Source organism: Paenibacillus monticola (assembly GCF_009664975.1).
Lineage (GTDB): Bacteria > Bacillota > Bacilli > Paenibacillales > Paenibacillaceae > Paenibacillus_AQ > Paenibacillus_AQ monticola.
Map to the genome: position 1 here is coordinate 75,923 of NZ_WJXB01000013.1, position 12,062 is coordinate 87,984.

Annotated in this window: 11 protein-coding genes; all 11 read right to left on the reverse strand. The window is 48.7% G+C overall.

Features of this window, described 5'->3' with window-relative positions; translation table 11 throughout:
- Positions 1 to 248: 248 nt before the first annotated feature.
- Complete coding sequence (locus GJB61_RS25270) at positions 249 to 2,045, reverse strand: ABC transporter ATP-binding protein (protein ID WP_154121804.1); 1,797 nt, start codon at positions 2,043 to 2,045, stop codon at positions 249 to 251.
- Between the two features lie 13 nt (positions 2,046 to 2,058).
- Positions 2,059 to 2,517 carry a lasso peptide biosynthesis B2 protein gene (locus GJB61_RS25275; protein ID WP_154121805.1) on the reverse strand — a complete coding sequence of 153 codons (459 nt, stop codon included), beginning with the start codon at positions 2,515 to 2,517 and terminating at the stop codon, positions 2,059 to 2,061.
- A complete protein-coding gene (locus GJB61_RS25280; protein ID WP_229522445.1) occupies positions 2,514 to 2,813 on the reverse strand; it encodes a lasso peptide biosynthesis PqqD family chaperone in 300 nt (99 codons plus the stop codon). Before GJB61_RS25280 ends, GJB61_RS25275 begins: the two co-directional genes overlap by 4 nt.
- Positions 2,814 to 2,817: 4 nt before the next feature.
- Positions 2,818 to 3,750, reverse strand: a complete 933-nt coding sequence (locus GJB61_RS25285) for a phosphoenolpyruvate carboxykinase (ATP) (protein ID WP_154121806.1) — start codon at positions 3,748 to 3,750, stop codon at positions 2,818 to 2,820.
- A gap of 120 nt (positions 3,751 to 3,870) precedes the next feature.
- Positions 3,871 to 3,996 (reverse strand): paeninodin family lasso peptide, encoded by a 126-nt coding sequence (locus tag GJB61_RS25290; RefSeq protein WP_154121807.1) that lies wholly within the window; start codon positions 3,994 to 3,996, stop codon positions 3,871 to 3,873.
- A gap of 29 nt (positions 3,997 to 4,025) precedes the next feature.
- Entirely contained in the window at positions 4,026 to 5,951 is a 1,926-nt protein-coding gene (locus tag GJB61_RS25295) for an asparagine synthase-related protein (RefSeq protein ID WP_154121808.1), read from the reverse strand.
- Between the two features lie 256 nt (positions 5,952 to 6,207).
- A complete protein-coding gene (locus tag GJB61_RS25300; RefSeq protein ID WP_154121809.1) occupies positions 6,208 to 7,230 on the reverse strand; it encodes an ABC transporter ATP-binding protein in 1,023 nt (340 codons plus the stop codon).
- Positions 7,227 to 8,243 carry an ABC transporter ATP-binding protein gene (locus tag GJB61_RS25305; RefSeq protein WP_154121810.1) on the reverse strand — a complete coding sequence of 339 codons (1,017 nt, stop codon included), beginning with the start codon at positions 8,241 to 8,243 and terminating at the stop codon, positions 7,227 to 7,229. The genes GJB61_RS25300 and GJB61_RS25305 overlap by 4 nt, the downstream gene beginning before the upstream one ends.
- Positions 8,210 to 9,157 (reverse strand): ABC transporter permease, encoded by a 948-nt coding sequence (locus GJB61_RS25310; RefSeq protein WP_154121895.1) that lies wholly within the window; start codon positions 9,155 to 9,157, stop codon positions 8,210 to 8,212. The genes GJB61_RS25305 and GJB61_RS25310 overlap by 34 nt, the downstream gene beginning before the upstream one ends.
- Before the next feature lie 68 nt (positions 9,158 to 9,225).
- Entirely contained in the window at positions 9,226 to 10,197 is a 972-nt protein-coding gene (locus tag GJB61_RS25315) for an ABC transporter permease (protein ID WP_154121811.1), read from the reverse strand.
- A 125-nt stretch (positions 10,198 to 10,322) separates the two neighbouring features.
- On the reverse strand, positions 10,323 to 12,053 hold the full coding sequence (locus tag GJB61_RS25320) for a peptide-binding protein (protein ID WP_154121812.1): 1,731 nt from the start codon (positions 12,051 to 12,053) through the stop codon (positions 10,323 to 10,325).
- Between the last annotated feature and the right edge of the window lie 9 nt (positions 12,054 to 12,062).

Below are 12,062 nucleotides of genomic sequence, written 5' to 3' on the forward strand. Positions count from 1 at the left end.
GATTCAATAGCGTTTCCTGAGTCCGCTTCCTATTCCGTTCACCCCCTCAAAAGGGAAATAGCGGCTCTACAGTCCGCCTGGGTCGAACTGCAAAACTATTTTTATAAGAAGATATTGTCTCAACGTGGTGAGATTATCTTTCAAGTGAAAAAGCCCCTTCTCTTTTCGGACGATTCCGAAAAGAGAAGGGGCTTTTTATGCTACTCGGCATTTGTGTTTTTCATTAGTTAAATTAGTGGTTCGCCCATCTACATAGCCTCATCTTGGCTGCTTAACAATCGGCTAAACATCCCGCCCTTTTCTAAGGCTAGTCCTGAATACAGCCCCTGCTGGACAACATGACCATCGTCAATAACCAAAATCTGATCCGCTCCACGGATTGTAGACAGACGGTGGGCAATCACGATAATCGTTACGGAGTGCTTCAAACGATCCAATGCTTCCTGAATTTTCTTCTCGTTCTCCGTATCCAGCGCACTCGTCGCCTCATCCAAAACCAATATGGAGGGTTTGCGGATAATCGCCCGCGCCAGCACAAGACGCTGCCGTTCCCCACCAGACAAGCGAATGCCGCGGTCACCAATAAGCGTATCTATTCCCTGCGGCAGTGCACGGACAAATTCGGCTGAAGAAGCAAACTCCAAAGCTTCCCACAGTTCTTCCTCGCTCGCATCCGGTTTAATCATCGTGAGATTCTCCCGAATGGTAGCATTATAGAGGAATGGGTCCTGTGCGACATAACCGATCGACCTTCTGTACGGCAGAAGCTGTTCTCCTGAGATCGGTTTGCCGTCGGCCAGAATCTCCCCTGATTCCGGCTGCATCAGACCCATGAGCAGATCAACAAGTGTGCTCTTCCCTGCCCCCGAACGTCCAACCACAGCTGTCATGCGATTGGCGGGAATAAAGACATTTACCTGCTGCAGTGAATAATGCGACTCCTGCGGATGATAACGAAAATCGACATTCCGCGCTTCCAGACCCAACTTCAACGTCAAAGGTACGATGTGCTGCTTGCCTTCTTCCTCACTACGTTCAGCGGCCTGCAGGCATTCCTCCTGCAATTGCTGCAACTGTTTAAACGAAGGAAGAACAGAAGAAAGCTGTTCCATCAAGGATTGCAGCGTAGCAAATGTCGGCCATAGCCGAGCAAAGATCAGAATGACCAACAGCAGATTTGGACCCTCTGCGTGCATAAACTTGAAAGACACGAAGATAAATACGGCGATCAGCAGTGTGGATGACATTTTGTACAACAGCTGAGAATTCGAGCGCATCCGTGTATAATCAAGCTGCTCCTGCTTGACCTCCCCAGTGAAATCATGAAGCCAGTTCAGCCGAGAAAGCTCCAGATTGTTGCTTTTGATATCTTTGATACCGTTCAATTGGTCCGTGATTCCACCCAAATAGATTTTACCGAGTAAGGAACTGCGACTTCCCAGCATTCTGGCCTTACGGATAAATCGACGGGAGAACACGGATAACAGGACCGCGCATACCAATACGGAGAGAGTCATCTTGGGGGACAGCCAAAAAGCGAAGCCAATTTGGACAAGGGTGAACAGAAGCGAAGTAATAAACTGCAAGAAACTGCTTATGCCTGCGAGCACTCTTGCCAGTTCCGTTGTCATCATGTTGATCAGGTCCGAAGTCCTTTTTTTGAGAAAAAAAGACCACTCGGCCCGCAATAATGCGCCATATACTTCATACCTCAGCTTCCGGCCATAATTCTGCTGAATTTCTACATTGCGGATTGCGACCGACCGTGAGATTACATTCTGACAAAGGGCGATCAGAATGTAGACGCCGAGCACAAGCAGAAGCGCCGTGGACTGTGGCAGCTCGGTGATAAAACCAAACATAGGTAGATTATAGCCCGCTCCTGTACCCCCAAGCTGAATGCCAGCCATCGCCAACATAGGTACAAGCAGCAGAATGGCGGAACTCTCCAGCAGCCCACTGATGACCATGCCGAACATATTAAGGTACAGTTTGATTCCAGATAAATGAAGTAGCTGGCGGACGTAATAGATAATTACTTGCATGGGCACACCTCGATTACTCGGCTGGTAACACTTTTGCAAACTTCTCCACAACGACAAAACCCTGCATCATATCGTCGCCAGAGACATAATAAGCCCCACTGCGCAGCCAAGCATGCGCAATCATTTGGCCTTTCACGTCTTTTGCGACCCCCAGATACAGTGTGCTTTCGATTCCGCGCTTCTCCAGCATGTTCAGTCCGGCAACCGCTCTGACCATACAAGTACTCTTCCAAGGTGTATATCTACTGATTAGACGAATGGCGCTAGTAATATGCTTAATACTAGGAGTATCGCTATCTTTGGAGAGCGGAGAGGTTTCATTAGATTGTAGACCGAGCCTCGACGCGGTCTTAGAGAACGGAAACAACAGTTGAAGTCTCGCCTGGGTCAACCTTAGCAAAGCTTCTGGAATTAGCTCCAAAACGGCTTTGTCATACGTCAGCAGTCGGCGCATGCGGCGCATGGTAATCATGGCTGGTCAACGAATTCGATGAGATCCTCATCCAGCAAATGCTGCAGAAAAGAGAGCACATCCTTCTGCGCAAGCTCAGCTGGGACTTCGAAATTCTCTTTAATAGTATCCACAACGAAGCTTACAGGACCTGGTGAGGCCAAGGCCGTCCAGATCTCTCCACCGACTTCTCCAAGGTTATAGTACTTTCCATTCTTCACATTCAACATGACCTTCTCACCATCCATGTCGCTAGCGATATTGCCTGGCTGCTGCACAAGGATCGATTCGAGCGACAACATATTTGTATTGTTCATCAGTTTATCTCTCCTCTACTTGATTATGGATCGTTTCAAGAATAAGGGCAGCTTGCTCCGGAGCGCTAAAGCCCTTCTCAGGTCGGGTAAGCCGATATATCGGCAGACGGTTGACGAATGAGGCGATCAAGCCGAAATGCCATTCCATGATCCCGAGATAACTCAAGACATGCTTCTGATACGTATGATTAAATATCGTATGGAATCGTTCCATTCCATGGATAGGCTGTACAGTTATTGGGCTGTCAGGCGATACTGCTAATTCGAATATACCGGCGAGCGGCAACGGTTCGGCGTGAAAGCGATCATGCACCGGAACGGCGAATTTAGCTTCTCTTTGGAAAAGCGGACGATAAGAGGACGAATTCATTCCCAAATAGTCCAAGCTTTGCTGCCATAATTTCTGCTGCGGATAGCCTGGAACTGCTAACGGATGTCCATTTTGCACCATAACGGGAATAACGTCGTCGCTGATAAGCCGGTAGTTCTGATCCATTAAATAGGAAGCGAGTGTCGATTTGCCTGCTCCGGAACGTCCCACCAAGGCGTAGGCCTTGTTATTGATTACGAGCGCACTGCCGTGAAGAGGGAGAACTCGTCTTTGCATAAGCAGAATACCCATGCAAGTTCCCAGAATAAACAAACGAATACAATCCTCGTCGGCATGGGCAGCGGGTGACACTACTATGGTATTGCCGTCTTGAACAGAGAAAATAGCTGTATCCTTTATCTCGAACATAACTTCGTTCTCCAGCATACCTAGACTGCGGCTGACCTTTGGTATATATTCCCACTTCTCCACCAGATCTGCTTGAATGACCGATATGCTACCGATGAGCCCTGGCTGATCAGTTTGAGAAAGTTCCGGCAAAGGTAATTCACTATAAATTTGCAGACCAAATGCTTTATAGGCAAGGCGTTGAACTGTATTGACCATACTGTTCACTCCATATTGTCAATTTCACCCGATGTTTCACAGATGATTAAAAAGAGAAAACCCTCATCCCCCTCCCAACATGCTTAGGGGGATGAGGGCGGAGCCGGACGAACGGCCATTTTAGGAGTAGTGTACAACTTCAGTCGGATCAGCCTGGAAAGAGTCAGCAATTCTTTCTCCTGGTCCAGCCATAGTCATTTTGATATCAAGAACTTCCAAAGAAGGCGTGTTATATTCTTTTTTCATTATTTTCACCTCCCTTCAAGTATCATCTGTCAGGACATACGCTTCAGAAAACGATAAAATACAAGTCCTCGCGATAGAAGGCGGAAGTCTGTACTATAAATCATAGTAGGATCGGGCTTGCTGCCAAGCCGCTCTAGACATCTGGCAAGATCAACATGGTTCAAATAGGACGATGCACGGGGATCTCTAATCATTTCTTGAAGCTCCCTAAGGAAAGTGGGCCACTCCGGCATCATACGGTGAATCCCATCCGCCCCCTGCAACCCGCGCCGTTTACGATTCATTCTGACCTTGTCCGGAAGTCGTCCCTTCATCGCCCTGCGAATTAAGGAACGGTCTACTCCGTTCTGAACATATTGTTCTTCTGGCACAGACATACAGAAACGGATCACACGCAAATCATTTGTAGGATCGCGATCCCATACTCGATACTTCAACGACAGCTTGGTGGCGACGGTTCCGTTCACATTCCAAATATGCGGCTGCTCAAAATGATCTTTCCGAATACCATAGATCGTCTGCGAATGCTCACTATCCATGTTAAATTCCTTTAGTCGTTGATTCACGTCCGTTCGCTTAGCGAAGTCGGGATGAATTAGTTCGGGCAACGGATTTGGCCTCTTAGACAACAGCCGAGTAAGAGATGGGAAAACTTTCTTACTGACAATTTGCAGCACCTTTTTTCTGTCCGCATTCATGGACTGATTATATTGCCTGTACTCCTGATAAAAGGAGGGCCAATGTAGCTCACGAATCAGCTTGGCTTGATAATCTAGCGCGGTACCCCAGGAAATGCTCCAATTACCTCTTTGTCCGCTAAGCAGAACACCGATCCCCTTCATTTGCGCCTGCTCGAAGATCCCTTTAAGCCAATAGGAGTTCTCAATGAATTTGTAAGGCATCTCCATGATATCCAACCATTCATCAATCTCGGAATAAGGGCTTAGCTCGGGAAAGTTCAGAAAGTTCGGCTCAATATTCCCCACATGATCGATGGTCTCTTGGATAAAGGGTCGTTCGTCGGCCACTCGATTGGATAGATTGAAATCGGTGAAAGTGTCTACTGGATAGGAACTGAAAGTATGTAATGGTTGCCTGCGACGGTGAAGCTCTTCGGCAGCGAAGCTGACGACCGAACCAGAGTCCAGTCCACCGCTTAAATTGGCACCAACTGCAAGGTGAGTACGAAGCCTATCTCGCACGGCTTGCCCAACAACTTCACGGAAAGCTTCCTCGTATTCACCGTTAGAACTTAGACGAAGTTTTGGCGTATGCAGTGTGTAATATTGGGAGAAAACAATCTTCTCATTGGTGATAGAAACCCAATGCCCAGGAGGAAGCTGTTCGATCGATTGATAAGCGCTCGAGAAGCAATTCAGGGTATCCATTCGACCTTCGATCGCCAGAAACTCGGATGCCCACTGTTCATTAAGCTGTTTGCTTACACCCTGCAGGGTCAGTAACGGATGAATGACCGTACAGAACGAGAACAATCCAGCGGATCGGTGAAAGTAGAGTGTCCGGCTGCCGGAGAAATCTCTGGCTCCGAAGAGAGTACCTTTTCTTTCATCCCAGATCATAAAGGCAAAGTCACCTACCAAATGAACCGGTGTCTGATCTCCCCATTTCTCATAGGCCAGCAGGATAAGCAAACTGTCCGGTATGGATTCCCTATCTTCATAAGGTACCTGAAGCTGCTGAAACAACTCACCCCGGTTATCGATGATAGCATCGGCCGTAATGGCCAACCCCCGTTCGGCATCATAGAAGGGCAATGACTCGTTCAGAGACTGTGGTGTGATCCACTGGGCATGGCAGCCGAAGAAGATGCCTTTCTTCTGCCAGACACTCGTCTCATCGGCCGGATAACGCTTCAACTCCTGCATAAGCTGCAGCCCCTGCTCGGGATCAAGGATATGCTGCTGTAAATGAAAGACACCGGCGATTGCGCTCATTTCAGACCCCCACCTTATATGCAAAGCTGCCTGTGGCAGCTTCTTCGAAAAGGCCCCAATGTGGACTTCCTAAGTTCTTGATTAAGAACATTACTTAATATATAAGATAACGTTCTTAGTAATAAATGTGAATTCTACCTAAGACTACTTTTATGTATCCTTTTGCGTATTGCCTTAAGTATGTAAATGTGGTATAGGCTAAAAAAACCCAAGCCCTCTTGCTGTGACAGCAAGAGGACTCGGGTTGAAGACAACACTACGTAGAGAGAAGTGGAAAATGGCAAGCCACCCTGCGGCCGGGCGCTGCTTCCTCAAGCAAAGGCTCTTGCTGGCGGCACTTCTCCTCTGCAATCGGACAACGGGTGTGGAAGCGGCAGCCGGATGGGGGATTAGCCGGTGAAGGTACATCACCCTGCAGTACAATTCGATCCTGTATGCGTCTTGGCGTCGGTTTGGGAATAGCCGAGAGCAAGGCTGCTGTATAAGGATGTAGTGGAGCTGCGAATAACGCCTCGGTCTCTGCGACCTCAACCAGTTTGCCCAAATACATGACCCCCACGCGGTCCGAAATATGCCGAACGACGTTCAAACCATGCGCAATGAAGAGAAACGTCAGTCCAAGCTCCTTCTGCAGCTTCATGAGCAGGTTGATCACCTGAGACTGGACAGATACGTCGAGTGCTGATACCGCTTCATCGGCTACGATGAATTGTGGATTCAAGGCGATCGCTCGGGCAATGCCGATCCGCTGGCGCTGTCCACCCGAGAATTCATGTGGATAACGATTTCTCCGGTTAGCATCGAGTCCAACCAGCTCCATGAGCTCCACAACTTTGGCATCAATTTCCCTTGCAGACATGCTTCGGTGAATACGCAACGGCTCTCCAATAATATCTTTGACGAGAAAACGCGGGTTCAGCGAACCGAAAGGGTCCTGGAAAATAATCTGCATCTCTTCGCGCAGTTTCCGCATCTCCTGATTGCCCAGAGAATGAATATCTCGTCCCTTGAACAGCACCTCTCCTTCGGTTGCGCTCTGTAACCGAAGCAGTACCCTTCCAAATGTAGATTTGCCGCAGCCAGATTCGCCGACTAGACCAAAGGTCTCTCCTTTTCGAATAGACAACGTAACACCATCAACAGCCTTCACCTGACCGACAGTTCGATTAAGCAAACCTTTAGTAATCGGGAAGTACTTCTTAATATTCTTCACTTCTACCAGTACCTCGGCGGAAGCAGCGTCTTCAATAGCCAGTTTGCTGGCCGCTTCATTAATCATGCGCGTCTCACCTCGTCTCTATCGTCAGCTTCGGCCGGGTGGTCTTTGAACAGCCAGCAGGCGGTACGGTGATCGTCAGATACCATAAAATTAGGCGGCTCCTGCTGTCTGCAGACCTCCATAGCCTGAGGGCAGCGCGGATGGAAGCGACAGCCCGCAGGTAGCTGGCCGATCGGCGGAATCGTTCCCCGAATGGTATACAGCTCGCCTCCCCGTCCCCCTTCAAAACCTGGAATGGACAACATCAGTCCATTTGTATAAGGATGACTTGGATGGTTGAATATCTCCTCGACAGTTCCTTCTTCCACGATAGCTCCGGCATACATCACAGCGATACGGTCCGCCATTTCCGCAGCCACGCCCATATCATGCGTAATCAGCAGAATGGACATGCCGAGCTCCGCCTGAAGCTTTCGCAGGAGATCCAGAATCTGTGCCTGTACGGTAACATCAAGGGCCGTCGTAGGTTCATCGGCAATCAACAGCTCGGGATTGCAGGCGAGGGCAATGGCGATTACGACACGCTGGCACATCCCGCCGGATAACTCATGTGGATACTGCTTGGCACGAATCTCCGGTGCAGGGATACCAACCAACTTGAGCAGCTCTATAGCTATTTTCATGGCTTCCTTGCCACTCTTGTTCTGATGCAGTTGCAGACTCTCGGCAATTTGTTCCCCTATCGTAAATACCGGATTGAGCGAAGTCATGGGATCCTGAAAAATCATAGCGATCTGGTTGCCGCGGATGTGCCGCATCTCTTCTTGTTTTTTAGTGGCAAGATCCTGACCGTGGAAATTAATATTCCCTTCGAGAATCATTCCGCCCGCATAATCAATCAAACGCATTATTGCGAGTGAGGTCACACTTTTTCCGCTTCCTGACTCACCAACAAGACAAACGGTCTGACCTTTGTCAACCGAAATGGAGATTTGATCCGTCGCTCTGACCAACCCCTTCTCTGTTACAAAACCCGCGGTCAGTTTTCGGACTTCGAGTAGTTTTTCCGCCATTGGTCCAGCCTCCTCCGGGATTTGGTTGCTTGCTGTCTGGGATCAAGAGCATCCCGTATTCCATCACCGATAAAGTTAACAGCCAGCACAACCAGCAGGATGCATAAGCCTGGATATAAGGCCTGCTTCGGATCGACCAGCATGAATTCCTGAGCATTACTGAGCATGAGCCCCCAACTTGTGGCCGGTGCCTGGATGCCTAGACCAAGATAGGACAGTGCAGATTCACTTAAGATTGCTCCACCAACCATCAGGGTCGCATTTACGATAATCGGAAAACTCGCATTACGGAGTAAATGACGGAATATAATACCCCAGCTGGATACCCCAATCGCCCTAGCAGCCTCTACATACTGCATTTCCCGCAACTGCAGAAAGGTTCCCCGAACCAGACGGGCAATACTCATCCAACTCGTCAGGGCCAAGATTAGAATCATATACTTAATCTGGGAACCAAAAATCGCCAGTACCAGAATATTAAGAAACAAGGTAGGTACGGAGTTCATAACGTCAACTATGCGCATGGAAATCGTATCTGCCCATCCACCGAAATAACCCGAAACAGCGCCGATAACCGTTCCGATGGCTACTGAAGAAAGGGCTACGGAGAATCCGATAAGCAGCGAGATTCGGGTACTGAATAGCAATCTGCTCAGGATGTCGCGGCCAAGCTCGTCTGTTCCCAAGAGATGCCCCCCAGCTCCAGGCTGCAGGTTGGCGAACATCAGGTCAATCGCGGCAGGGTCGTATTTTGTAATAAAAGGCGCCAGCAATCCAACAACTACGAAAAAGAGCAAAACCACCAGCCCGATCATCGCATACGGATTGTGCGAAAATTTCTTCCACAGGATCTGCCAAGGACCTGGAGGTCGCTTGGAGTCAGTTATCGGTGTCTGCGGATCAAGAGAAGGCATTGGAATAGTATTCGATAGTCCAAGCGGTTCAGTTGCATGGGAAGTATGGAGCTGTGACTTGTCTGCACTCATGCTGTTCCTCCCCCTTGCTTCCCGAGCTTCACTCGAGGATCTACTACGGCATATAGAATGTCAGCCAGTAGGTTACCGATTACAACCATAACCGCCGTTACAATAGTAACTGCCATCAGCACCGAGTATTCACGCGCAGACGCCATCTCCACAAACCAGCGGCCCATACCCGGCCAATTGAATACATTCTCCGTCAACGCGGCTCCTGCTACCAATATAGGAAGATCAAGTCCTAGAATCGTAATAATTGGAATCAGTGCATTGCGCAGCGCATGATGGAAAACAACCTTGCGTTCTTTGACGCCTTTGGCCCGTGCGGTTCGGATATAATCCTGATCCAATACCTCCAGCATACTTGCCCTCGCATATTTCATGTAAGACGCAAGAAAACCGAGTGACAGGACCGTTACCGGCAGTACAAGGTGCATGAACAAATCACCTATATCTCCCTCGTGCCCTCTTGAATACATGTCTGACAAGGGAAACCAATTCAGCTTTAAAGAAAACCACTGCTGGAGCAAAATCCCGAACCAGAACGTCGGCAGTGCAAACCCGAGATAAGAGATAAAGGATGCCGTCTGGTCAGATAATCCATATACCTTGGTACTGTTATAGATCCCCCAAGGAATTGCGATCAGCAGAGACACCAACCAAGCTGCTCCCATGAGTATGAAGGTGTTGCCGATCCGGGGCCACAACAGGCCCGACACCGCAAGATGATTCTTAAAAGTATAGCCCAGATCTCCCTGCACCATGTCGCCTATCCAGCGGACATACTGTACAGGTATCGGTTGATCGAGTCCAAGGTTCTTAGCTTGCTGCTTAAAGATTTCTGGGGATAGGCCCGGGGATAGCATGACTTGAGTTGGCCCTCCCGGGGCAGCATGGATCAAGAGAAAGGTAAGTACGGTAATAAGAAAGATTACCAATACCGATTGCAATACGCGACGGATCAGATATTCTGTCATCAACTGTCCTCCTATAGATGGTAAAGGCATGGAATCCGGAATTCATACTCCCTTCATACAAAAGGAGAAGAGGAAAGAGAATTTCTCTTTCCTCTCCCGGAATTCCATTTCCTGTGTCCGTTTGTTTAGTCGGTTACCCACCATTTAATAGCATGGAAGTATTGTCCATAGCCAAGCGATGGTTCTGGGGCATCTTCCTCAGCCCAATGAACTCTAGGCCCGGTGCCAATCGCTTGACCATATTGATACAGGAATACGTAAGGCAGATCGGTGGAAATCTCTTTACCTACTTCTTTGTAAATCTCTTTGCGCTTGGCTTGATCTACCGTAGAGTATCCATCAACCCACAGCTGATCCAGCTTCTCATTCTTATACCAGCCGCTGTTCTGGCCAGCAGGCGGGAAGTACTTGGAGGAGAATATGCTCTCACCATCCGGATCAGGGTTATTCAGGGACCATGCCAGAAGCAGTGCTTGGAATTTACCAGGCGTGACATTCTGGTCAATCCAGGCCGCAAAGTCAATAGCTTTAGGCGTTACTTCTATCCCTACTTCCTTCAGGTTCTGTTGAATAACAGCGGCTACTTGCTCACGGCGGCTGTTGCCTGCATTGTACTGCAGTTCAAAAGAGAAACGATGTCCGTCTTTAGCGAGAATGCCGTCACTACCGGCAACCCATCCGTCATCCGCCAGGAGTTGCTTCGCTGTTTCCGGGTTGTAATCATAATTAACAGCGGCATCACCCGGATCAGCCCATGTATCAGGCAGGAACGGTGCGTTCATCAGAGCGCCAACACCTTTAAGAATGTTGTCGACCATCCCTTGACGGTTCAATGCGTGGGCGATGGCCTGTCTAGTCTTCTGTCCATCAAACAATCCGTAATCGTCTTTAAAGTTACTGGAATCAAAGTTGAACATCACATATTCATATTGAGCGCCCGGCTTTTGAATTACACTTATAGTATCGTTAGCTTTGACCGCTTCGACCTGTGTAACTGGGATGGCACTGGTTTGGTCCGTGTCGCCCTTCAGAAGAGCCTGAACCTCGGTATTCTGGTCTGCGTAGATTTTGTACACCAGTTGAGAGATGTGAGGTTTAACTTCGCCCCAGTAATTAGGATCAGCATCGAGCGTGTGGCTGTCTCCTTGTTTCCATGAGGTCCATTTCCACGGTCCGCTTGTAACTGTTTTGGCCGGGTCGGTACCAAAGGCATTGGTTTGAAGTTCAGTCGGCTTCACATCCTTCAGAACATGCGCTGGTACGATCGCCTGACATAGTGCATATAAGAAGGGTGCATATACTTGGGTCATTGTAAATTTCACTGTCCGGTCATCAATTTTCTCAACCGTCTTTACCTTATCGAATGCGCTGGTTAGCGGTGATCCGGTTTCCGGATTCTTAGCGGTCTCGACTGTATACACTACATCATCCGCAGTGATTGGCTGTCCATCACTCCATTTAATCGTTTCTTTCAATTTCACAGTGTAAGTCAAGCCATCCGTTGAGATCACTGGAAGTTCTGCCGCCAGAGACCAAGGCTGAGCCGTTACATTGCCTTCACGATCTAGATCAAACAGGCTGGCGAATACGAATTGGGCTATATCGCCTGAAGCGGTATCATTAACTAGGAGCGGGTTAATATTCACGACATCGGAGAATGTGCTCATTACCAGAGTTCCGCCGTCAACAGGTCCGTCAGCGACCGCTTCGGTGGCTTCTGGCACTGCGCTCTCAGTAGGGGCGGTGCTCTCTGCCGGTGCATTATTGGCAGTATTATTAGTACTGCAACCTGTGAACAAAATCCCTAGAAGCGATACGATAAGTAAAACAGACCACCAATTCCTCTTCTTAATCATTCGATATAC